Genomic DNA, 21,422 nt, shown 5'->3' with positions numbered 1-21,422 from the left:
TTCGGCCGCATACCTGTCGAGTGACCTGAATCGCACCATATTGGACGCCTGAGGGTTCATGCTGGAGGAGACCGAACTCCACGACGGGGGCTGGTACATCGTGTCGAGAGATGGCGCAGCGCCGGTGCACCGCATAGTGCGGGGCGACTCGGATCTGGATGTGACCGTGGAGCCGGTCGGCGGGGGCGGCCCCGATGGAGGATACGCCGTCACCTTCGGGAAGGTCTCCGATAATTGCCTGGTGAGAATACATTCCCGGTGTTTCTACGGGGAGAGCCTCGGAATCGACGGCTGTGATCGCTCGGGCCAGCTGTCGACCTCGGTCGATCTGATTCAGCACGAAGGGGCGGGCGTCCTGGTCTGCCTGGAGCAGGAGGGGCGTGGCGCGGGGATGATGAAGAAGGCCCAGGCGCATCGGCTCAGCCAGATGACACGCCGGGACACCTTCGAGTGCTACGAGCTGCTCGGCTTTCCGGTCGACTACCGATCGTATGTCCACGCAGCGCAATTCATCGTGGGACTCGGGGTGCACCGCATCCGATTGCTGACGAACAATCCTTCCAAGGTCGAGGCCGTTCGCGACTGCGGGATAGCGGTCGACATCGTACGCCGGATCGTTCCCGTGCCCGTCGCCGCGCACCCCTATCTGCGGGCCAAACATAGACGCGGACATTGGATCTACGATGATCCGCCGGACGGATTCGGCAATCCGGGGGCGGTGAGATGATGCCGTCGGCGCGGGCTGCGGTGGTTTTCGTCCACGGCATGTTCTCCTCGGCGCGGACCTGGTCGCAGCTCATCGAGCGTATGGGTGAGGATGCCGAACTCGGCGAGCGGTATCGAGTGTTCCCGTTCGAGTACGCCAGCCCGAAGGTGCGGGTCAGCCCGCTGCGCCGGATTCCGGACTACGATGTCATCGCCGACGACCTGACGACGTTCCTGGATGTCGATGTCGCGGAATACGGTTCGGTGGTGCTCGTCGGTCACAGCCAGGGCGGCCTGATCATCCAGCGATATCTGGCGAGAGTGGTGAAGGCGGGCCGCGCGCGAAAGCTCGCGCGTATCAAGGCGATCATCATGTTCGCCTGCCCGAATTCGGGTTCGCAGCTCGCACTTCTCCTGCGGCGATCTGCCAGGTTCTGGGAGAATCCGCAAGAAAAGCAGCTCAGGCCGATCAATGACGAAGTCATCGACGCTCAACGGTATGTACTCGAGCGGATACAATTCGCGCGAGACGTGGACGACCAGAACTGTCCTATTCCGATCTACGTGTATGCCGGAACCGAGGACAATGTGGTGACCCCGGCGTCGGCACGCGGCGTTTTTCCCGAAGCGAAGGCGCTGCCGGGGGACCATTCGACGATTCTGCATGCGGATTCGGCCTCCTCGCGGACCTTCACGGCGCTGCGGAGCCATCTACGGGAGGTGCTGGCCGCGCCGGATGCGGCTCGTAGCGGCCCCGAACCAGCCCGCGACGGCGAGAGCGACGGGGACCCGGCCCTCAGGGCTTCGGATCGTTCGCTGTTGGCCGTGCGGCACAACGTGATTCCGCTGCCCAGCGCCTTCTTCAACCGGGAACGGGAGTCCAGCCGCGCGCTCGAGGGCCTGTCGTCGTCCTGCTCGGTGGTGTCCGTTTCCGGGCTCGGCGGAATGGGCAAGACCGCGCTGGCCAATCGCATCGCCTGGCGGCTCACGAAGGACCGCAATGCGCTGGGCCCCCCGGGTTTCGGCGCCATCGTGTGGTGCGATCTGGCCGCGGGCGGCCTGACGCTCGATTCGTTCATCGACACCATCGCCGATGTGATCGGGTACCCCTACATTCGTGCCCTGTCGATGCCCGAGAAAGCGAACCGGGTGGTCCATCACCTCAATACGGAGCCTTGCCTCGTGGTCATCGACAACTTCGACGGCGGACGCGATCATTCGATCCGGGAGCTGGTGTCGAGGGTCGACCCTTCCGTCAGCAAGATCCTGGTGACCTCCCGTCAGGTGTATTCCGCGGAGGCATGGCCCGTCGATGTCGGCGGGCTCGATGAGAATGCCAGTCGGAGATTGATCGCCGAGGAAGGCAGGCGGCTGGGAATATCGACGATTCCTGTGTCCGACAGCGAGTTGATTCCGCACTATCTGGATGCGACGGGCGGAAATCCGCTGGCCATACGATTGACGACCGGTCAGATGCGCTACGGCGACGATCTCGCGGCCGCCACCGCGCGGCTGCGCTCGGCGACCGAAGCCGACCTGTTCGACAGAATCTTCGATCGCACCTGGCACGAACTACTGGCATCGAACGAGCGGGCTCGGGCGATCGTCATCGCGGTGGCGCTGCATCCGGCCCCGGTGCCGCTGGACGCCCTGGCCAGGGCGGTGGATGCCGACGCGGACGAGATCCGGCGCGAGATTCGTGACATCGGGGAGGCCTCGCTCCTGGAAATGGCCCGGTCTGGGCGGCCACCGGTGGTTCGGGTGCGACTGCATCCGCTCACCCGGGCCTATGCGCTGCGCCAGGTCGCCAAGTCGCCCGGGTACCGCGAGGAGATCGAAGCCCGTCTCGTGACCCACTACCTCGAACTCGCGCAAGCCAACTCCGAGGTCTATACCGTGCACCACCGGGTCGGTGTCCTGGAGAGCGAGTACCGCAACATCATCCACTTCGCTCAGCTGGCCGCCGAGCGGGCCGACGGGAGCGAGAACCCGCGACATGACCGGGAGGTGATCGCGTTCGCCGAGGCGATGGCCGGGTTCCTGTGGGGCCGTGGATACTGGCGTGACCGAGTCCAGCTGTGCCGCAACGCCGCAGCAGCGGCGATCCGGGTGGGTGATCCGATCGTGCTGGCGCGCCAATATGCGATGGTCGGAAGGGTGCATGTGTGGCTCGGCGATTATGCCGAGGCGTCGACATGGCTCGAACACAGCCGGGCCGCCCTGCCGCGGAACGCCTCGGCCGCCGATCGACGCGAAACCGTACGGCTGGGCGGGCACATCGCCTCGGGCACCGGCGACTACGCCACGGCACAGACTCTGTTCGAGCAGGTCCTGGCCGCGGCGCCGCATACGGCCGATGACGAGGGCCGTGCCGCGACGCTCGTCGAGCTCGCCATCTGCGCGTACCGGCGCGGCGAATATCCGATCGCGATCACCAGGCTCGACGAGGCCTGCCGGCTCGACGAGCGCATGGGTGCGATCGAAGGTCTCGCGGTGACCTCGAGCCATCTGGCGAACGCCCACTACGAATCCGGGGACAATCAGAACGCGAAGCGACTGTTCGAGCAGGGCCTGACATTCGCACGACAGGTGGGGCGCCCGATGACCGAGGGACGATGCCTGATCGGTCTGGCGAAGATCAACGTCCTCGAGCGCAGGCGTGCCGAGGCCAGGACGTGTGCCGAGGCGGCCGCGGAAACCTTCACCCGCCTGGGCATGAAGGACCTCGCCGCCGAGGCGCGACTGATTCTCGGCAATCTGGGCGACCACAACCCCGCCGCCGGCCGGGCGCCGCGAGTGCCGGATCTGCTCGGCGCGTGCCGGGCGGTGCTGTTCGACTTCGACGACACGATCGCGGCGACGACATCGCGGTGGCCGCTCCTGCGACGCACCGCCGCTCGCTTCGGCGCCGATCTGGACGACGATACGATCCGCGCGGCGTGGGGCCTGCCGTTCGACGAGCTGATTCGAGCCATCGTGCCCGGAACGGATCGGGAGGCCTTCGTTCGGGCATATCGGCAGGCCATGCTCGAGGTGAAGCCGATTTCGACGATCGGGGCCATACAGTTGATCACCGGGCTGCACCGACGCGGCGTCCGGCAGCTGATCATCAGCTCGGGCGCCCACGATCTGGTCATGCAGGATCTGCGAGAACTGGGCGTCGCCGGCTACTTCGACGAGGTATACGCCCAGGAGAATTCGCCTGCGCGCAAACCTGATCCACGAGTGCTGCACGGTCCGATCGATATGCTGCGAAGGCAGGGAATCGACCGCGACGATATCGTGTACATCGGCGACAGTGTCCGGGACCTGCGTGCCGCCCACGGCAACGGCGTGGCGTTCGTGGCGGTATTGACCGGCGCGGAGAGTCGTGAGGACTTCCGCGCGGCCGGATTGCCCGACGAGCTCGTCGCTCCGGATCTGTCGCACGTGCGGTTGTGGTTGTAAGGCTCGTCCGCTTCGGGCCGGAGGGCACGAGAACGCTGGGGAACGGAGAGAATGCCGATGAACGACACGGCCCCCTTGGGAACGGTTGTGGAACTGCATGTCCCGGACTTCGATCCGATCCGCAGGTTCTACACCGATATCGGTTTCGAGATTCTGTGGGAGCGAGAACCTGAGGACAAGAAGGGCTACCTCGTCACCCGGTTCCAGAACAATGTGCTGTGCTTCTGGTGTGGAAACGACAGCGTGTACGAGCAGAGCTATTTCAAGGACTTCCCGAGTACGACCCCGCGCGGTTACGGGGTGGAGGTCGTGATCATGGTCGACGATATCGAGGTGGTCTTCGACAGGCTCAAAGATCACGATCACCTAGTCAGCCCATTGAGGTTGCGGGCGTGGGGTATTCGGGACTTCCGTGTCCTGGACCCGTTCGGCTTCTACCTCCGGTTCAGCGAGCCGCTGGACATTCGCGATCCGAGGTACGCGGTCGAATAGGCCGCGCGCTGGCGGACTACGGGTCTCGGGCACCCACGGCGCATAGTCGACGGGTATCGAGTGATTCCGGTGGCAGCGGTTGGCGAGATCGATGGCCGGCGCCGGGAGTTCGTTCAGCATGCCCAGGCACAGCTCGGTATCGACGATGAGTCGGTCGGTAGGCGCCAAGCGTCCGGCCAGCTCCCGCACGACCGGCACTACCGCATCGGGGGATCGCCGCCGGCCGAGCGCACCTGCTGCTGGACGACGAACAATTCGAGCAGCGGCGCTACGTCTATCTCGGTGGTGCGCAGTCGATCTAGGCTCAGACCGGAGCGTTTGCACAGACCGACGAGGATAGCTCGCAGGGCCACGATGTTCGGATCCGGGCTGACCATGCGGCTCATTCCTCCTCGGCCATCGCAGCTCGATACGTTCTCACCACAGCGACGAACTCCGGTGATTCCCAATCTATCGCGGCATTTGCCCGAAGGGAACGGCAAGTGCCGTCATGATCTCCGTTCCCCATTTTCGGTTGCGCCGTACCTCGTCCGCATCAGATGATGGGAAAACATCGGGGATTGCCGGGGTTTATGGGCGATGGGATCCGGCAATACCCAACCTACGCGTCATTTGCCAGCACGAAATGTCAAGTGCCGCGACGTAATGAGCGATCTTGAACGCCGGCGGCCCTGGGGAGGTCCAGATGGTGGGTGCGACTCTGCACAAGCGCCGCATCCGACGGCGCCAGTGTCCGATGATCGTCGAGTGCGGGGCTGGCATGTTCGCGGCCGGCGTCCGGCATTAGCGGGCACCGCCCCGCTCGGACCACCTGGCCGATTCAATCCGGACGGCGGCAGCGACGCCCGCCGATCACACTGCGGCGATCGGCGAAATACGGCGTCACCCGCATGCTGCGGGCCGGCTACCGGTCAGGGACCGGAGCACATCGGTTCGCTCCATCCGCAACTTTTCGGCAATCAGAACCGATGTAGTGGGAAATCGTCCGCTCTGGGCGGCGGCAGGCCGACCGGGCGGCGTCCGAGAGGAGAATGCCGTGACCATAGAGACGACCGAGTGGGCGATGACCAGCGACCGCACGCCCGAATACGCTTGGCGCACCTCCGGCGCCGGGGTTGCGGTGTGGCGGCTGAGCTGGCTGCCCGACCATCGTCTCTCGCACGCGCAGGCGCAGGCGGGCATGGAACTGGACGAACTGCTCAGCGATCCGGCCGCGGTGCACGACGAGCCCACCCACCGCAGGGTCGCCGAGCACACGGCCGCCCTGGGTGTGCACTACGAGCACGCGGTGATCCTGCTGGCCCGCCGCATGATCGATCGGCTGCGCCGACATTCCGGCATGCGCACCCACCGCGAATCCGAACCGGTGCTCTCGGGCCGGGGGCCGCGCACTGCGTGAGAATCCCGGGGCTCGGCCGCGCACCACCCCGCAAGCGCGCCGGCATGCCGTGCACAGTCGCACGGCACGCCGGCGCGGCACGGTGACAAGCATGGAACAGCTCAGGCGCGGGTCGTGTGCCCGGCGCCGACCGCCTCGGACAGCGTGGCGTAGCCCCCCGCACGCAACCGCGCGGCCAGGCCGCGGTGCAGGCGCCGGGTCCACAGCGGCCCGCCGTAGATGAATCCGGTGAACCCCTGCAGCAGGGTGGCCCCGGCCAGGATGCGCTCGTAGGCCTGCTCGGCGGTCTCGATGCCGCCGACGGACACCAGCACCAGGCGGTCTCCGACCCGGGCATACAGCCGCCGAAGCACCTCGAGGGACCGCTCGGCCACCGGCGGACCCGACAGCCCGCCCGCACCCATCGCCGCGACCTGCGCGGCCGGGGTGCGCAGACGATCGCGGGCGATGGTGGTGTTGGTGGCCACGATCCCGGCCAGCCCCAGCTCCACCGCCAGATCGGCGACCGCGTCGATGTCCTGGTCCGACAGATCCGGCGCGATCTTCACCAGCACCGGCTTGTTCACCGAGTCCAGCACCGCGGCCAGCAACGGCCGCAGCGATTCCACCGCCTGCAGATCCCGCAGGCCGGGCGTATTGGGGGAACTGACATTGACCACGACGAAATCGGCGAGCGGGCCCAGCAGCTCGGCGCTGGTGACGTAGTCGGCGGCCGCCTGCTCGGCCGGCACGATCTTGGTCTTGCCGATGTTGGCGCCGATCGGGACCCCGCCGGGCCGCCGCGTGCGCAACCGTGCCGCCGCCGCGGCCGCGCCGTGATTGTTGAATCCCATCCGGTTGATCAGCGCGTGATCGGCAGGGAGGCGGAACAGGCGCGGCGCGGGATTGCCCGGCTGCGCCTGCCCGGTGACCGTGCCGATCTCGGCGAATCCGAAACCCAGTGGGCCCCAAGCGTTCACGCCCTCGGCGTCCTTGTCGAACCCGGCCGCCAACCCGATCGGCGCCGGGAAATCCACGCCGAACGCGGTGGTGCGCAGGATCGGATCGCCGGTCACGGTCAACCGGGCCAGCAGCGCGCGGGCCGGGGCGAAGCGGGTGGCCAGGCGCATCGCGACGAAGGCCAGATGGTGAATGCGTTCGGGAGGCAGCAGGAACATCAGGCGAAGCAATAACGCGTACATGCCGATCACATCCCCGGTTCCGGCACCGGGGCCGTGGTTTTACGCCGCCGCAGCAGCACCCGCCGGCTGCCGTCGGTGTACGCCCGGACCCGCGACAGCTCCCAGCCGCCGTACTCGGCCTGGATCGACAACCGCATCGAGGCTGTCACCCGGTTTATCTCGGGGGGTAGTCGTAACGGCACGTACTCGTATTCTCCTTCGTCGCTGGTCTCCTCCCAACTTGCCGGAATCGACCGTCTGCGTGGTGAACGGTGCGCCGAGGCCCGAGTCATCACTGCCCTCTCTTCCTCTCGTCCGCGCCGATCCGCTGCAGACCCGCACCCGTCGCGGACCCCACGAACAGGTCGCCGGTGCGGGAGTCGACCGTCACCGAGTTCGGCTGGCGCACCGTGGCGAAGCGCCTCACTTCCTCCGGTATACCCGTCGACAGGTCGTAGCCGACAACTTCGTTGGTCCCGGTCAAGCTCACCCAGAGTGTTTCGGTGGCCTGGTCGTAGGCCTCGGCGTAGGGCGAGGAGCCTACCGGGAACCACTGGTGCATTTCGAGCGGATCGGCCGTGTACACCAGCAGCGCACCGCCGGCGGTGTCGGTGACCAGCATCCGGCCGAAATGGTCGGTGATCATGTTCACCGCCCCGATGCCCGCGCGCAGCTGCAGCCCGGGCCGCGCGCGTTTGATGTCGACCTGGGTCAGCGTGGTCCGGTCGCGGTCCAGCGTCACGATCGCCGAGCCGGGAGCGACGATCGCGTCGTTGCCGCCGAGGCCGGTGAACGTCTGCGTCACATGCCCGTCCGCACCCAGGATCAGCACCCGGCCGTCGGCCAGGCCCGCGGCCACCGTGCCGTCGGCGCGCTGGACAACCGAGCGGACCTGCCCGTCGACGGGGGTGGCGTGCACACTGGCTGCGGCGGGGTCGATGTGCAACACCTGACTCCCGGCCGCGGCCAGGACCTGACCCTCCGGGCCCGGGGTCAGCGCCGTGGTGCGGGCGGGCAGGGTCACGGTGCGGGCCGGGGCGGCCAGGTCGGCGGGATCCAGGATGCGCACGGTGACCCCGTCGGGATCCAGGAGCAGCAGCGTACCGGTGGCAGGCTCGGCCAGCGCCGCGGCGATCGGGCCGCTGGGCACGACGGTCCCGGCGGGGGTGGCGGTCGTTGCCGGGGCGGTCGCGGCGTGGCCCGGGGCCGCGGCCGGGGTGCTGCCGGTGTGTCCGGAGTTCTTGGAACATCCGCTCAGCAGTGCCGCGGCGGTGGCCACGGCCAGCAGTGCGGCCATTGATGATCGGCTCACGGCCCGCAGTCCCGGCCGATGCACGGCGCGTCGTGACGCCGCGCGGGCTCCGGATTCACCGCGAGCACGCATACTCCGAACTCCTTCTCACCGACCACCGTGCGGTGTCCCGCACCGGGCCCGGACACGGGCCCCGACCGCTCGAGCGGACTTCTTTATCTGACCATGATCGCGGACCCGGCTCGCTGTCCGGGGTGCTTCCGCACTCTGGGCGCGTCGTATTCGCCGCCGATCGGCCCCGTCATCCCGCCTTGCGATGATCACTCTGTCGGCACCCGGGGTTAACGTGTAGTTCGACCAACCCGAACCAGGAGAGCCGGTTGACCACAGATCCGCGGTCCGGATTCACCCTCGACGACCTCACCGTCGGGCCCTTCGCGCACGGATTCGGCGGCGCGGGCGAGGGGCGGTCGTTCGCGTTCCGCACGGTCGGTTCCATCCTGACCCTCGAGATCTACCGCGCCGGACTCGAGGCGGACGTGCCCGGCCCCGAGGATGTGGTCGCCCGAGCGCAGGCTCCCGTCACCGATATCGACCTCGGCGATGCCCGCAGCGTGCGCGCGCTGGTCTGCGATCTGATCCCGCTGGCCACCCCGGTCGGCCCGCCCGTGGGCATCGCCCCGACCACCGTGCGCGCCCTGCTGCTTCGCCTGGGCGCGGTTCTGGACGCAATCTGACCGCAGCCTCGCCGTGGCGCGAACATGCCGGGGGCGCAATACGGCCGGGCACACCGCACCGTGCCAGACTGAGGGGCAGAAGTCCGGTTAACTTGGACCTGTTTCGACGCCGGTGAGGATGTGGATGGCTGTGCGAGGATCGGCCCGCGGTCGAGGGGCGGGCGCGGTGTGCGCGCTGGTGGCGCTCGCGATGGGAGCCGCGGCATGTGGGGGCGATCCGGATGCGGCCTCGGTCGCCGCGGCACGTTCCTCGGCCTACGCCGCATTGACCTCCTCCTCGCAGGCCGCGGCCGCGAGCTCGGCGAACCGGCCACCGATCCCGACCGCCGCCCAGCTCGACACCCAGCTCAAGCGCGCACTGGATCCCGCACTGCCGGACAGCGATCGCATCAACCTGATTCAGGACGGTCAGGCGTTCGCCTCCTCCATCCCGGACATGTACAAGGCGCTGCACGACAATCCGCACGCGGTCTACGGGGTGGTGGACCCGGTGTTCGACAATCACGACGGCACCCTGACCGCGACCCTGCGCTTGGACAAGGACGGCACCGGCGAGGACGTGCGCACCACCATCATGCATTTCATCGATATCGACGGCACCTGGAAGATCTCGCGCAACGACCTGTGCGGAGTCCTGCGCTCGGCCGACTACAAGACTCCCGCCTGCGGGTGATTCCGGGCCCAGGAGCGCATCGGGTGAACAGGTCAGTGGCACAGGGGATCTCACGCACGGCGACACCGCGGGTGCGCCGCGGCGCCGAGCTTTCCACAGCCCTGTCCGGCGCTGCTGCCACGGTCGTGGCCGCCCGGACGCGGGCGCCGCGGCACAATCCGCGCTGCACCGAGCAATTCCGGCGGGCACATCGCCGCAACTGCGAACCCGAGCGGTATCGCGAACCGGGCAGCGGCACAACGCATCCCGGCCAGAGCGGGGCACAGCGAACCAGAGTCGTGAACGGCGCGGCGGCACCGAGCGGGGAACACTCGCCGGTGCCCGGTTCGCGTGCGGCAGACACCCGGACGCGAATTGGGGTGTGCGGGTGAGTGAGACGGCTCAGCGGGGGCGCACGCCCACCGCGGCGCACGCGCAGCACTGGTCCCGGATGCTGCCGCTGCGGTGGGGGCGGTTCGTGCACCGGCACCGGTATGCGGTGCTGGCGGTGTGCGTGCTGGCGATCGCGATCTCAGGGTTCTGCGGGCGGGATCTGGGGCCGCGGCTGACCCAGGGCGGCTGGTTCGACGACCACAGCGAATCGGTGGTCGCCTCCCGGCTCGCGGATGAGACCTTCGGCCGCGACACCGACGCCGACGTGATCGCCCTCTACACCGCCCCGCCCGGCGCCACCGTGGACACCCCGAAGGTGCACACGGCGATCACGCAGGCACTCGCCGCGCTGCGGGCCCGGTACCCGGACCGGATCAAGAAGATCGACAGCTATTTCGACGGCCCGATGATGGGCCAGTTCGCCGACGCCTCGCGCACCCACGCGTTCGCCAGCATCGGGCTGCGCGGGCAGGACACCCAGACGGTGAACAACTACCTGGCCATCGAGAACGATCTGGGTGCGGGCCCACCCGGTAGCGGGCCCGGCGGCACCACGGTGCAGCTGGCCGGGCTGCAGCCGGTGGTGGAGGGCATCAATCTGGGGATGCAGCACGACATCCGGCGCGCGGAGCTGATCGCGCTGCCGCTGGTGGCGATCCTGCTGTACTTCGTGTTCGGCGGGCTGATCGGGGCGCTGCTGCCGGTGCTGATCGGCGGTATGACGATCGTGGGCACCCAGGGCATCATCCGGGGGCTGACCGATGTCATCGATGTCAACGTGTTCGCCAGCGCCGTGGTCACCCTGGTGAGCCTGGGCCTGGCCATCGACTACGGGCTGTTCGCGGTGACCCGGTTCCGGGAGGAACTGGCCGCCGGGCTCGGCGTCGAGGAGGCCACCGCCCGCACCGTGGCCACCGCCGGGCGCACGGTGCTGTTCTCCGCGGCGATCATCGCGATCAGCCTGGGCGCGCTGTTCATCTATCCGCATCAGGTGCTGCGGTCGGTGCCGTACGGCGGGATCAGCGCGGTGCTGCTGGCCGCGGTGCTGTCGGTGACCGCGCTCCCGGCGCTGCTGAGCATCGTGGGCGAACGCATCGACCTGTGGGGCTGGCACGGGCTCGCGGGCGTGGGTTCCGCAGCGCCGCTGGGGGTGTCGCGGCGGCTGCGCGCCGCGCGCGGGCAGGGGTTCTTCTCGGATCTGGCGCTGCTGGCGATGCGGCGCCCGTGGCGGGTGATCGTGCCGGTGGTGCTGGGGCTGCTGCTGTTGCTGATTCCGTTCCGGCACATCGCGTTCGGGGGGTTGAGCGAACGGTATCTGGCGGCGGACAACCCGGCGCGGGTGGCGCAGGAACATTTCGACGCACTGTTCCCCGACTTCCGCACCGAACCGCTGAAACTGGTTGTGGTGGGCGCGAATTCGCGTCAGCTGTCCGATATCCGCTTCCAGGCGAACTTCGCTCCGGGCCTGACCGGTCCGTTCGAGGCGGCCGCGCCGACCACCCGCGGCATCACCGTGCTGCAGGCCGGGCTGACCGATCAGACGCACGCGGGCCCGGCGATCGACACCCTGCGTGCGATCCCGAAGCCGACCGGGGTACGGGTGATGGTGGCGGGGGTGCCCGCGCTCGAACACGACAGCATCACCGGGCTCCTGCACGGACTACCGGAACTCGCCGCAATTCTGGTGCTCGCGGCGATCGCGCTGATGTACGCCGCGTTCCGGTCGCTGGTGCTGGCGGTGAAGGCGGTCGCGATGAGCGCGCTGAGCCTGGGCGCCACCCTCGGGGTGCTGACCTGGATCTTCGTGGAGGGACACGGGGCGGCGGTGCTGGGTTTCACGCCGGGGCCGCTGATGTTCGCGGTGCTGGTGCTGATCGTGACGGTGCTGTTCGGGCTGTCCACCGACTACGAGGTGTTCCTGCAGTCCCGCATGACCGAGGCCCGCGCCGCCGGCGCGCCCCCACCGGAGGCCATCCGCTACGGCATCGCGCACACCGGCCGCGTGATCACCTCCGCCGCCGCCATCCTCATCGTCGTCACCGGGGCGTTCGGGTTCTCCGATCTGGTGCTCATGAAATACATCGCCTACGGCATGATCGCGGCACTGATCCTGGACGCCACCGTCATCCGCCTGCTACTGACCCCCGCGGTCCTCAAACTCGTGTGGCGGTGAGCTCGCCGCCGACCGGTTCGCCGGGGTCGTGCAGGGCGGTGGGGCGGAACGAGGGTGCCGGGGCATTCGGTCAGCGGCGCAGCGGCAGGACCAACGGGGCGCCGGTGACGGGATGGTCGATCACCTCGACCGGATGTTGATAGACGCGGGTCAGCAGGCCCGGGGTGAGGATCTCGCGCGGGGAGCCGCAGGCGGCCAGGCGACCCGACTCGAGCACCGCGACCCGGTCGGCGTAGGCGGCCGCGACTCCCAGATCGTGCAGTACCACCACCACCGCGGCGCCCGCGCCCGCGCGATCGCGCGCCAGGCGCAGCACCGCCTCCTGATGTCCCAGATCCAATGCGGCGGTGGGCTCGTCCAGCAGCAGGGTGTGGGTGTCCTGGGCCAGCACCCGGGCCAGCGCGACCCGGGCGCGTTCGCCGCCGGACAACGCCGGAAACGTCCGCGCGGCAAGGTGACTCACGTCCGTGGCGGCCAGGGCCGCGTCGATGGCGGCCTCGTCGTCCTCGCGGCGCGGGGTACGCGCCCACGGTGCGCGGCCCATCGCGACGACCTCGCGGGCGGTGAACGGAAATCCCACCGTGTGGGTCTGCGGCAGCACCGCGCGCCGGCGCGCCATATCGACCGTCGCCCAGTCGCGCAGCGCCCGACCATCCAGTTGGACCGTGCCCGAGGCGAGTTCGAGCTCTCCGGCCAGCGCCGCCAGCAGCGTGGACTTGCCCGCGCCGTTCGGCCCGACCAGCGCCAGGATCTGCCCCGCCACCACCTCCAGATCCACCCGATCCAGCACCAGCCGCCCGCCGCCGCGCTCGACGCTCACCCCCTGCGCCCGCAGCGTCACCGCACCATGGGCCGGAGGCTCGGGAATGCCGTGCTCGCGTACGAACATCCCGCGGATCCCGATCATGCCCAGCCTCCCGAGCGGGCGCGGGTGCGGCGCAGCAGCCAGAAGAAGAACGGCCCGCCGACCAGCGAGGTGAGCATGCCCAGCGGCAGGTCCGCGTTGGTGACCAGGTCGCGGGCGCCGATGTCGGCTGCGAGCAAGATCACCGCGCCCAGGATCGCCGAGAGCGGGATCAGCACCCGGTGTGCCGGGCCCACGAGCATCCGCACCACGTGCGGCACGATCAATCCCACGAACAGGATGATCCCGGTGAACGCCACACCCGCGGTGGCCAGGATCGCGACCACCAGGATCACGTTGCGCCGCAACCGTTCCACATCCACACCCAGATGCCGGGCCGCGGATTCACCCAGGGCGAGCAGATCCAGCCGCGGGGCCATCACCACCGCGGCCAGCACCCCGGCCGCGGTGAGCGGCGCGACCACCGCCACCGACTGCCAGGTCGCGCCGTTCAGGGAACCCAACTGCCAGAAAACGATCTGATCGCGGGCCGCATCCGAGGCGGTGAACAGCAGAAACGACATCAGCCCACCGGCGAACGCGTTGACCGCCACACCGGTCAGCACCAGCGTCACCGTCTCGGTCCGCCCGCCCGAGCGCGAGAGCAGATACACCAGCAGCGTCGTCCCGAGCCCGGCCACGAACGCACCTGCTGCCACCGACCACGCCGCGACGAACGCGCCACCGGCCACGATCACCACACCCGCACCGACCGCCGCCCCCGCCGACACCCCGATCACACCCGGCTCGGCCAGCGGATTGGCGAACACCCCCTGCAGCAGCGCCCCGGCCGTCGCCAGCGCCGCACCGACCAGTATCGCCAGCACCACTCGCGGAAACCGCACCTGCAGCAACGTGATCTGCCCCGCCGGATGCCTGGGCAGCGGCCCCCAATCCAGCCCGATGCGATGCAGGACGGTTCCGGCGACCTCGAGCGGCGTCGTGGGCACCTGCCCGATCGCCGCGGAAATCAACGCCAGCGCAACGAGCAGCACGATCGACACCGCGAACACCACAGCCACCCGCGAGCGCCGCCGCGGGGCCGGACCGGGCTGCACCGAATGCGGCTCGGCATCCGCTGCACCGTTCGCGGCGAACGCCCGGTCCTCGATGGCCGCGGCCGATTCGGGTGCCTGCGCTTCGAGCCCTGCGCCCGTCAAGTTCGCCGAATCCGATGGCATGGAGGCCGATCCGGACGGCTCGGTCATGCCGGGGCGCCGTACATGGCGTGCGAGAGGGCCGCGATGATGCGACCGGTGTTGGGACCGAAGCTCAGCAGCACCGAATCGGCCATGTCGATGACGCGCTTGTCCCGTCCGGCGGTGGTCTGGGCGACGCCGGGCACCTTGGACAGCCCCTGGACGCCGCCGACCGATTTCAGGCCGTCCGACATCACCAGGAACACATCGGGATTCGCCGCGATCATGGATTCGCTGGTTATCGGGATGAACGGTTGGGTGATCGCTGCGCCGGCGTCGGTGCCGTCCAGGGCGGTGATCAGGGCGTGCGAGCCGAAACCGGGCCCGGCCATCATCGTGATCGCCGTACTGCGCAGATACAGGAACGCGATGTTCGGCGCCGGATGCTGCTTGGGCACCGCGGCGACCGCGGCATCGATCTCGTGCTGAGTGCGCTCGGCCAGGGCCTTGCCCTGCTCGCTCACCCCGAGTGCATCGGCCACGGCCTGGATCTGCGGGCCGACCCCGGCCAGCGTGCGGGCGGGGTCGAAATAGACCACGGTGATACCCAGCGCCCTCAGTTGATCGCGCATGGTGGGGGTGGCGCTGACGGTGTCGGTGAGGAAGACCGAGGGCCGTTGTGCGGCAACGGCTTCGACGTTGATGCTGCCGCTGCCGCCCGCGACGTTGGGCACATCCTTCGCGGCCGGGAACGCCGCGGAGGTGGAGCGGCCGACCAGGTTCGCGCCCAGTCCCAGCGCCCACACGGTCTGGGCCAGCGTCCCGTACTGGTCGACCGCGACGATGCGGGCGGCGTCGGTCACGGTGACCTGGGAGCCGTCGAAGGAGTGCACGGTCACCGGCAACGCCGGATGCGGCGCCGGGCCGATCACCACCGGGTTCGGATCGGCCAGCACGGCGGTGGCGGGCCCGCGCCCGGCCGCGGAAGCGCCTGTGCCGCTGGAGGATCCGCAGGCTGCGACCACGGTCACGAGCAGCACACCGAACAGGGCCGGCACGAGGTGGCGCAGTGGCCGGGCAGATCCGGCGCGGGACGAGCGCATCCGATCGAGACAGATCATGAGGCTAGCCTAAGTGGGTGGCCGGGGTCACGGGCGAGCGGGATGCGCCCGGCCCGGTCCGTTCACCGAAGACACAGCGGCGGCGGTCGGTGACCCGGTGACTCAGATGCTGCTGACGTCGTCCAGGGCCGCGGCGATCGCGCGGGGCAGTTCGAGGGTTTCCGCGGCCAGCACGCCGGTCAGCTGGCCCATATCGCGCGCGCCGACGATCAGCGAGGCCACCGCGGGCCGGTCCCGCACCCAGGCCAGGGCCACCGCCAGCGGTGAGGTGCCCAGGCCGTCGGCGGCGGTGACCAGGGCATCGACCACCCGGTCGGCGTGATCGTCGAGGCGCTCGCGGATCTGGGTGGCCGTGGCCTCCTCCGCGCCGCGCGAATCGGCGGGCACCCCGTCGCGATATTTGCCGGTCAGGATGCCCCAGGCCAGCGGGGTCGTCGCGATCAGCCCGACGCCATGATGCTGTGCGGCGGGCACGATGTCGTGTTCGGCGCCGCGCGCGAGCAGCGAATACGGGGTCTGGGCGGCGGTGATCGGCGCCGCGCACGCCATCGTGGCCAGCTGCCACGCGTCCAGCCCCCGCACCCCGCCGTAGCGGACCTTGCCCGAGCGCACCGCGTCGTCGAGGGTCGCGGTGATCTCGTCGAGGGGAGTGTGCGGATCCCAGGCCGCCACGCTCCATATGTCCAGGTAGTCCGTGCCCAGCTGGGTCAGGGTGCGATCGAGCTGGCGCAGCAGGGTGCGCCGCGAGGCGTCCACGCGCCAGCGCAGCTCGGCGCCGGGTGCACCGTCTGGATCGGTGACCGGGCGCGGTGTCAGGCCCGCGCAGCCGCTGATCACCAGGTCGTCGCGCGGCACCAGCTCGTTCACCAGCTCGCCCAGGATCCGCTGGGCCGCCCCGCCGCCGTAGGCGGGAGAGGTGTCCAGCAGGGTGCCCCCGGCCTCGACGAACGCCACCAGCTGCACCGCGGCGTCGTCCGGATCGGTTTCCCTGCCCCAGGTGTGGGTGGCCAGGCCTATCCGGGAGACCCGTAGGCCACTGCGCCCGACCGCCCGCTGTTCCATCACCGTGCCCACACTTCCGTCACATCCAAGAGCCTAGGGCCACAATCCGTTCGGGACGCGCTCCGGCGCCGCGAACCGCCGTACCGATCGGTCGGCAGGTGGTATCCGGGTGATTCCGGCGGACCCGGTCGCGACGGGCTCGGCGCCGATGCCGCCCGGGGCGCGTAGCACAGTGCGGTAGCGTCGGCAAAACGGTACGGACGGAGCCGAATTCGCCGTAGGCGTAATGAATGCCCGGCGAACGCACGGCTCGCGGTCGTGGATCGCGGCTCGTGATCGCTTACGCTGAGGACCATGACGGTGATCCTGCTGCGGCACGGGGTGTCGACCTCGAACACGGCCCGCACCCTGGCCGGGCGCAGCCCGGGCGTGGATCTGACCGACCGGGGTCGTGAGCAGGCCCAGGCGCTGGCGGAACGGTTGGCGCCCTTGCCGATCGAGCATATCGTCGCCTCCCCGCTGCTGCGCTGCATGCGCACCGTGGGCCCGCTGGCGGACAAGCTGGGCCTCGAGCCCGAGACCGAGGAGCGCATCCTCGAGGTCGACTACGGCCAGTGGACCGGCCGCGCGCTGTCCGAACTGGTCAGCGAACCGCTGTGGAAGGTCGTGCAGGGCCACGCCTCGGGAGCGGTGTTCCCCGGTGGGGAGGGCCTGGCGCAGGTGCAGCACCGGGCCGTGGCCGCCATCCGCGAACACGACCGCCGCTTCGCCGAAGAGCACGGCCGCGACACCCTGTGGGTGGCCTGCACCCACGGCGATGTGATCAAGTCGATCCTGGCCGACGCGTTCGGCATCCACCTGGACGGCTTCCAGCGCCTGATGGTGGAACCGGCCTCGATCAGCGTCGTGCGGTACACCCCGACCGCGCCGTACGTGTGGCGGGTCAACGACACCGGCGCGGACCTGTCCGCGCTGTCCGCACCGCCGGAGCAACGCTCGGGCGAGCGCGCCGGGCCGGTTCCCGGCGGCGAGGTCGGTCCCGAACCGAACGCCGCCGCGAGCGCCGGCGACGCGGCGACCGGTCGCCCGCCGGATGCGGATAATGGGAATTCCCAAAGTCCCGATTCCTTGTAGTAAGTAGTGCAGTGTGGTTTCAGGAGGTGCAGATGAGCCGAGCAATCCACGTGTTTCGCACCCCCGATCGTTTCGTCGCCGGAACCGTCGGTGAGCCGGGCGATCGCTCCTTCTATCTGCAGGCCGTTGAGCAACCGCGGGTGGTCAGCGTGCTGCTGGAGAAGCAGCAGGTCAAGGTCCTGGCCGATCGGATGGGCCTGCTCCTGGACGAGGTGGCGCGCCGTTTCGGGGCCAGTGTGCCCCCGCAGGCCGACGATGTGGCCGACACCGGGCCGCTGCAGACCCCGATCGATGCGGAGTTCCGCGTCGGCACCATGGGACTGGGCTGGGACGCGGATGCGAACGCGGTGGTGGTGGAGTTGCTGGCGATTACCGAGACCGAGGTCGACGAGTCGGTCGTGCTGGACGACACCGAGGAGGGCCCCGACGCGGTGCGGGTGTTCCTGACCCCGTCGCAGGCGCGCGAGTTCGCGTTGCGGTCGGCGCGGGTGATCGCGGCGGGCCGCCCGCCATGCCCGCTGTGCGGGGAACCGCTGTCCACGAAGGGGCATATGTGTGTGCGCACCAACGGCTACAAGCGCGGCGACATCTTCGGCGCGAGCGATCTCGAGGACTGACACGTGAGCGGAGCGCAGCGGAGTGAGCCAGCGTTACAGCGTGCTGCGCGCACGACGGCGCCGAGCGTCGGCGAGGCGAAGTCGTGAGTGAGGTGGCCGGCGCCTGCGACGGGTTCTATTCCGGCGATCTGGCGGTGATCGGTCGCATCAGCACCGCCAGCAATCTGACCCTGGTGTGTGAGATCGGCGTCGACGGAACGGTCCGCGACCGCACACCCGATGCCGCCGATGCGGGCGTGCGCGTGGTGTACAAACCGGTGCGCGGGGAGCGGCCGCTGTGGGATTTCCCGGACGGTACCCTCGCGGGCCGCGAGGTGGCTTCGTATCTGGTCTCGCAGGCGCTGGGCTGGCCGGTGATCCCCGAGACGATCCTGCGGGAGGGCCCGCTGGGCCCGGGCATGGTGCAGCGCTGGGTCGAGTCGGTGGACAACCACACCGAGCACGGCGACCGCCTGGACCTGGTCGACCTGGTGCCCGCCGGTGCGGTGCCCGACGGCTTCCGTGAGGTGCTGCGCGCGGTCGACGGCGCGGGTGCGGAGGTGTCGCTGGTGCACGCGGACGATCCGCGGCTACAGCGCATGGCGGTGCTGGATGTGCTGCTGAACAACGCCGACCGCAAGGGCGGGCACGCCCTCGAGGGCCTGGACGGTGAGGTGTACGGGGTCGATCACGGCATCTGCCTGCACACCGAACCGAAGCTACGCACGGTGCTGTGGGGGTGGGCCGGGGAGCCGGTCGACGCGGAGTTGCTCGCCGACATCGGCACGTTCGTCGAGGCCGTCCCGGGCCGGATCGGGGACGCACTGGCCCAGCACATCACCGATGAGGAGATCGCCGCGCTGGCCGCGCGCGGGCGCCGGCTGCTGGAGCGTCCGGTGATGCCGATGCCCCGCAGCTCGCGCCCGATTCCCTGGCCCGCGTTCTGAGCGCGGACCGCGGCCGAGCGCATCGGCCCGCGGATCGATCCCTCGGCATTAGTGCCTGTGAGATTGCAACGGTTGCGTTTTCGCATCCGGCGCGAGTATGCAGGTGGGCGCGGCTTGCCCGGAGTGGCATGGACCACCGCTGCCCGGGGGTGGCGGGCGTGCACGTCCGGGAGACCTTTACTCTCGATTCCATGCAGTCCTGGTCCGATATCGCCGTCCCGACCGTCCCCGGATCCGGACCGCCGTTGCGATTGTTCGACACCGCCGACCGGCAGGTGCGCCCGGTGAGCCCCGGCCCGACGGCCACCATGTACGTCTGCGGCATCACCCCTTACGACGCGACCCATCTCGGGCACGCGGCCACCTACCTGGCCTTCGACCTGGTGAACCGGGTGCTGCGCGACGGCGGCCACGAAGTGCACTACGTGCAGAACACCACCGATGTGGACGATCCGCTGTTCGAGCGCGCCGAGCGCGACGGGGTGGACTGGCGCGAGCTGGGCACCCGGGAGATCACGCTGTATCGCGAGGACATGGCCGCGCTGCGGGTGCTACCGCCCCGGGACTACATCGGCGCCATCGAATCGGTCGGCGAGGTTGTCGAATTGGTCGACAAGCTGCTGGCAAGCGGTGCGGCCTATGCGGTCGCCGACGCGCAGTATCCGGACGTCTACTTCCGCCACGATGCCACCGAGCAGTTCGGGTACGAGTCCGGATACGACCGCGCGACCATGGACCGGTTGTTCGCCGAGCGCGGTGGCGACCCGGCCCGGCCCGGTAAGCGCGATCCGATCGATGCGCTGCTGTGGCGCGCGGCCCGGCCCGGGGAGCCCTCGTGGCCCGCGCCGTTCGGCGCCGGGCGCCCCGGCTGGCACATCGAATGCGCGGCGATCGCTCTGAACCGGATCGGACCCGAGTTCGACATCCAGGGCGGGGGCAGCGACCTGATCTACCCGCACCACGAGTATTCCGCCGCCCACGCCGAGGCGCTGGTGGCCGGTCGCCGGTTCGCCCGCCACTATGTGCACGCCGGGCTGATCGCGCTGGACGGGGAGAAGATGTCCAAGTCCCGCGGCAACCTGGTGTTCGTGTCCAAGCTGCGCAACGCCGGCACCGATCCCGCGGCGATCCGGCTGGGCCTGTTCGCCGGGCACTACCGGCAGGACCGGGAATGGTCCGATGCGGTACTCGCCGAGGCTCTCTCGCGCCTGGACACCTGGAAGCGCGCCGCGGCGCTGGCCTCGGGCCCGGCGGCCGGGGACACGATCGCGCGCCTGCGCCAGCATCTTGCCGACGACCTGGACACCCCCAAGGCCCTTGCCGCGGTGGACAACTGGGCCCAGCAGGCGCTCGAGTACGGCGGTCCGGACGCCGCAGCGCCGGACGAGATCGGCACCGCGGTCGACGCGCTGCTGGGCATCCAGCTCTGATCGGCCGGCGCTGATCGCTCAGGCCGCGACGGCCTTGCCGTAGAGGTCCTGGATCGCGGGCCAGCCATTCGGGTCCGCGACCGCGGCGCGCATGGATTCCCAACCGTCGCCGTGGTTTTCCAGGCCCGAATGCACGAGGGTGACCCGGGTGCGGTCCGGGCCCGCGGCGCTGAAGGTGATATCGACGCGGCTGGTGCGGGCCCGGTCCGGCTGGTGCTTCCAGTCCAGGGAGATGTCCCAGGAGAACGCGAAATGCCCGGGCGGGGACCAGATCAGCACGGTGCCCCAGGGGCATTCGGTGCCGTCGGTTTCGCGGTTGACCAGCCGCCCGCCGACCTGCGGTTCGACGATCACCTCGGCCAGGGTGCCCGTGCCCAGGTGGTGGGTGCGGGGCCACCAACTGCCGATGCCGGCGGTGAAGACCTCGTAGGCCTTGCCGGGGGGCGCCTCGACGAGGAATTCGATGCGGACGTCGCTGTTGTGCTGTACCTGTGTCATGTCTGCTCCTCGGGTTCGCCCTGCCGGGCCCTTTCGTTCACCTCATCGCGGAATGCCGACATCGCCGTCGACCAGAAGTGGGTGAAATATGCGCACAGCGCGTCGATTCCGCGCGGATCGAGCCGGTACACCCGCCGGGTGCCGATGGCCTCGTCGGTGACCAGGCCCGCGTGTTTGAGCACCGGCTACCGCGGCGGCGTCCGGGCCCGGATGTCACGCTCGGGCTTGCTGCGTCGTCTCC

At 69.5% G+C, this 21,422-nt stretch carries 21 protein-coding genes; 11 read left to right on the top strand and 10 right to left on the bottom strand.

The window, feature by feature from the left end:
• The first annotated feature begins 58 nt into the window (after positions 1 to 58).
• Genes KO481_RS24885 through KO481_RS24875 form a run of 3 tightly spaced genes read left to right on the top strand, consistent with a single transcriptional unit; the run spans position 59 to position 4,644 of the window.
• Positions 59 to 727, top strand: a complete 669-nt coding sequence (locus KO481_RS24885; RefSeq protein WP_245401442.1) for a GTP cyclohydrolase II — start codon at positions 59 to 61, stop codon at positions 725 to 727.
• Positions 727 to 4,152, top strand: a complete 3,426-nt coding sequence (locus KO481_RS24880; RefSeq protein ID WP_215920135.1) for an alpha/beta fold hydrolase — start codon at positions 727 to 729, stop codon at positions 4,150 to 4,152. Before KO481_RS24885 ends, KO481_RS24880 begins: the two co-directional genes overlap by 1 nt.
• A 57-nt stretch (positions 4,153 to 4,209) precedes the next feature.
• Positions 4,210 to 4,644 carry a VOC family protein gene (locus KO481_RS24875; protein ID WP_215920134.1) on the top strand — a complete coding sequence of 145 codons (435 nt, stop codon included), beginning with the start codon at positions 4,210 to 4,212 and terminating at the stop codon, positions 4,642 to 4,644.
• Between the two features lie 197 nt (positions 4,645 to 4,841).
• On the opposite strand, the gene KO481_RS24870 is transcribed toward KO481_RS24875, so the two are convergent.
• A complete protein-coding gene (locus KO481_RS24870) occupies positions 4,842 to 5,030 on the bottom strand; it encodes a hypothetical protein (protein ID WP_215920133.1) in 189 nt (62 codons plus the stop codon).
• 650 nt (positions 5,031 to 5,680) lie between these two features.
• Between KO481_RS24870 and KO481_RS24865 the strand changes: the two genes are divergently transcribed.
• Positions 5,681 to 6,043, top strand: coding sequence for a hypothetical protein (locus KO481_RS24865; RefSeq protein WP_215920131.1), 363 nt, complete (start codon positions 5,681 to 5,683; stop codon positions 6,041 to 6,043).
• A gap of 101 nt (positions 6,044 to 6,144) precedes the next feature.
• Here the strand turns inward: KO481_RS24865 and KO481_RS24860 are convergent, their stop codons facing one another.
• Genes KO481_RS24860 through KO481_RS24850 form a run of 3 tightly spaced genes read right to left on the bottom strand, consistent with a single transcriptional unit; the run spans position 6,145 to position 8,587 of the window.
• Positions 6,145 to 7,224, bottom strand: a complete 1,080-nt coding sequence (locus tag KO481_RS24860) for a quinone-dependent dihydroorotate dehydrogenase (protein WP_215920129.1) — start codon at positions 7,222 to 7,224, stop codon at positions 6,145 to 6,147.
• Between the two features lie 5 nt (positions 7,225 to 7,229).
• On the bottom strand, positions 7,230 to 7,496 hold the full coding sequence (locus KO481_RS24855; protein ID WP_215920127.1) for a DUF5703 family protein: 267 nt from the start codon (positions 7,494 to 7,496) through the stop codon (positions 7,230 to 7,232).
• Entirely contained in the window at positions 7,496 to 8,587 is a 1,092-nt protein-coding gene (locus KO481_RS24850) for a hypothetical protein (protein ID WP_245401441.1), read from the bottom strand. Before KO481_RS24850 ends, KO481_RS24855 begins: the two co-directional genes overlap by 1 nt.
• 248 nt (positions 8,588 to 8,835) lie before the next feature.
• Here KO481_RS24850 and KO481_RS24845 point away from each other — a divergent pair, with 248 nt between their 5' ends.
• The 3 genes from KO481_RS24845 to KO481_RS24835 all read left to right on the top strand — a co-directional run bounded on the left by KO481_RS24845 (position 8,836) and on the right by KO481_RS24835 (position 12,410).
• A complete protein-coding gene (locus KO481_RS24845; protein WP_215920125.1) occupies positions 8,836 to 9,192 on the top strand; it encodes a hypothetical protein in 357 nt (118 codons plus the stop codon).
• 124 nt (positions 9,193 to 9,316) lie between these two features.
• A complete protein-coding gene (locus KO481_RS24840; RefSeq protein ID WP_245401440.1) occupies positions 9,317 to 9,865 on the top strand; it encodes a WKL family lipoprotein in 549 nt (182 codons plus the stop codon).
• Between the two features lie 430 nt (positions 9,866 to 10,295).
• The gene (locus KO481_RS24835; RefSeq protein WP_215920411.1) at positions 10,296 to 12,410 is read left to right on the top strand and encodes an MMPL family transporter; all 2,115 of its coding nucleotides are present in this window, start codon (positions 10,296 to 10,298) and stop codon (positions 12,408 to 12,410) included.
• A gap of 70 nt (positions 12,411 to 12,480) precedes the next feature.
• On the opposite strand, the gene KO481_RS24830 is transcribed toward KO481_RS24835, so the two are convergent.
• The 4 genes from KO481_RS24830 to KO481_RS24815 form a co-directional block, all read right to left on the bottom strand.
• A complete protein-coding gene (locus KO481_RS24830) occupies positions 12,481 to 13,317 on the bottom strand; it encodes a heme ABC transporter ATP-binding protein (protein WP_215920121.1) in 837 nt (278 codons plus the stop codon).
• Positions 13,314 to 14,372 (bottom strand): FecCD family ABC transporter permease, encoded by a 1,059-nt coding sequence (locus KO481_RS24825; RefSeq protein WP_372452129.1) that lies wholly within the window; start codon positions 14,370 to 14,372, stop codon positions 13,314 to 13,316. Before KO481_RS24825 ends, KO481_RS24830 begins: the two co-directional genes overlap by 4 nt.
• A 146-nt stretch (positions 14,373 to 14,518) precedes the next feature.
• Positions 14,519 to 15,556: a heme/hemin ABC transporter substrate-binding protein gene (locus tag KO481_RS24820; RefSeq protein WP_372452128.1), complete on the bottom strand. Its 1,038-nt coding sequence runs from the start codon at positions 15,554 to 15,556 to the stop codon at positions 14,519 to 14,521.
• A 120-nt stretch (positions 15,557 to 15,676) separates the two neighbouring features.
• On the bottom strand, positions 15,677 to 16,636 hold the full coding sequence (locus tag KO481_RS24815; RefSeq protein WP_215920408.1) for an aldo/keto reductase: 960 nt from the start codon (positions 16,634 to 16,636) through the stop codon (positions 15,677 to 15,679).
• A gap of 294 nt (positions 16,637 to 16,930) precedes the next feature.
• On the opposite strand from KO481_RS24815, the gene KO481_RS24810 reads away from it, so the two are divergent.
• The 4 genes from KO481_RS24810 to mshC all read left to right on the top strand — a co-directional run bounded on the left by KO481_RS24810 (position 16,931) and on the right by mshC (position 20,683).
• Positions 16,931 to 17,710 (top strand): histidine phosphatase family protein, encoded by a 780-nt coding sequence (locus KO481_RS24810; protein ID WP_215920117.1) that lies wholly within the window; start codon positions 16,931 to 16,933, stop codon positions 17,708 to 17,710.
• A 32-nt stretch (positions 17,711 to 17,742) separates the two neighbouring features.
• Positions 17,743 to 18,327: a DUF3090 domain-containing protein gene (locus KO481_RS24805; RefSeq protein ID WP_215920116.1), complete on the top strand. Its 585-nt coding sequence runs from the start codon at positions 17,743 to 17,745 to the stop codon at positions 18,325 to 18,327.
• 83 nt (positions 18,328 to 18,410) lie between these two features.
• A complete protein-coding gene (locus KO481_RS24800; RefSeq protein ID WP_372452116.1) occupies positions 18,411 to 19,253 on the top strand; it encodes an SCO1664 family protein in 843 nt (280 codons plus the stop codon).
• A gap of 191 nt (positions 19,254 to 19,444) precedes the next feature.
• Positions 19,445 to 20,683: a cysteine--1-D-myo-inosityl 2-amino-2-deoxy-alpha-D-glucopyranoside ligase gene (gene mshC, locus KO481_RS24795; protein WP_215920404.1), complete on the top strand. Its 1,239-nt coding sequence runs from the start codon at positions 19,445 to 19,447 to the stop codon at positions 20,681 to 20,683.
• A gap of 18 nt (positions 20,684 to 20,701) precedes the next feature.
• On the opposite strand, the gene KO481_RS24790 is transcribed toward mshC, so the two are convergent.
• Positions 20,702 to 21,181, bottom strand: coding sequence for an SRPBCC family protein (locus KO481_RS24790; RefSeq protein WP_215920115.1), 480 nt, complete (start codon positions 21,179 to 21,181; stop codon positions 20,702 to 20,704).
• Positions 21,178 to 21,363 (bottom strand): hypothetical protein, encoded by a 186-nt coding sequence (locus KO481_RS24785; protein WP_215920114.1) that lies wholly within the window; start codon positions 21,361 to 21,363, stop codon positions 21,178 to 21,180. Before KO481_RS24785 ends, KO481_RS24790 begins: the two co-directional genes overlap by 4 nt.
• Between the last annotated feature and the right edge of the window lie 59 nt (positions 21,364 to 21,422).

The organism is Nocardia albiluteola, from assembly GCF_018860155.1.
Taxonomy (GTDB): Bacteria; Actinomycetota; Actinomycetes; order Mycobacteriales; family Mycobacteriaceae; genus Nocardia; species Nocardia albiluteola.
The sequence above is the reverse complement of the archived record's forward strand: the minus strand, read 5'-3'. Positions and strand labels throughout refer to the sequence as shown.

Excerpts from the sequence above, each read along its gene's own strand:
- KO481_RS24875 (WP_215920134.1), top strand. The coding sequence starts at position 4,210 with ATGAACGACACGGCCCCCTTGGGAACGGTTGTGGAACTGCATGTCCCG.
- KO481_RS24830 (WP_215920121.1), bottom strand. The coding sequence starts at position 13,317 with ATGATCGGGATCCGCGGGATGTTCGTACGCGAGCACGGCATTCCCGAG.
- KO481_RS24885 (WP_245401442.1), top strand. The coding sequence starts at position 59 with ATGCTGGAGGAGACCGAACTCCACGACGGGGGCTGGTACATCGTGTCG.
- KO481_RS24870 (WP_215920133.1), bottom strand. The coding sequence starts at position 5,030 with ATGAGCCGCATGGTCAGCCCGGATCCGAACATCGTGGCCCTGCGAGCT.
- KO481_RS24810 (WP_215920117.1), top strand. The coding sequence starts at position 16,931 with ATGACGGTGATCCTGCTGCGGCACGGGGTGTCGACCTCGAACACGGCC.
- KO481_RS24860 (WP_215920129.1), bottom strand. The coding sequence starts at position 7,224 with ATGTACGCGTTATTGCTTCGCCTGATGTTCCTGCTGCCTCCCGAACGC.
- KO481_RS24805 (WP_215920116.1), top strand. The coding sequence starts at position 17,743 with ATGAGCCGAGCAATCCACGTGTTTCGCACCCCCGATCGTTTCGTCGCC.
- KO481_RS24880 (WP_215920135.1), top strand. The coding sequence starts at position 727 with ATGCCGTCGGCGCGGGCTGCGGTGGTTTTCGTCCACGGCATGTTCTCC.
- KO481_RS24850 (WP_245401441.1), bottom strand. The coding sequence starts at position 8,587 with ATGCGTGCTCGCGGTGAATCCGGAGCCCGCGCGGCGTCACGACGCGCC.
- KO481_RS24835 (WP_215920411.1), top strand. The coding sequence starts at position 10,296 with ATGCTGCCGCTGCGGTGGGGGCGGTTCGTGCACCGGCACCGGTATGCG.
- KO481_RS24855 (WP_215920127.1), bottom strand. The coding sequence starts at position 7,496 with ATGACTCGGGCCTCGGCGCACCGTTCACCACGCAGACGGTCGATTCCG.
- KO481_RS24790 (WP_215920115.1), bottom strand. The coding sequence starts at position 21,181 with ATGACACAGGTACAGCACAACAGCGACGTCCGCATCGAATTCCTCGTC.
- KO481_RS24840 (WP_245401440.1), top strand. The coding sequence starts at position 9,317 with ATGGCTGTGCGAGGATCGGCCCGCGGTCGAGGGGCGGGCGCGGTGTGC.
- mshC (WP_215920404.1), top strand. The coding sequence starts at position 19,445 with ATGCAGTCCTGGTCCGATATCGCCGTCCCGACCGTCCCCGGATCCGGA.
- KO481_RS24815 (WP_215920408.1), bottom strand. The coding sequence starts at position 16,636 with ATGGAACAGCGGGCGGTCGGGCGCAGTGGCCTACGGGTCTCCCGGATA.
- KO481_RS24820 (WP_372452128.1), bottom strand. The coding sequence starts at position 15,556 with ATGCGCTCGTCCCGCGCCGGATCTGCCCGGCCACTGCGCCACCTCGTG.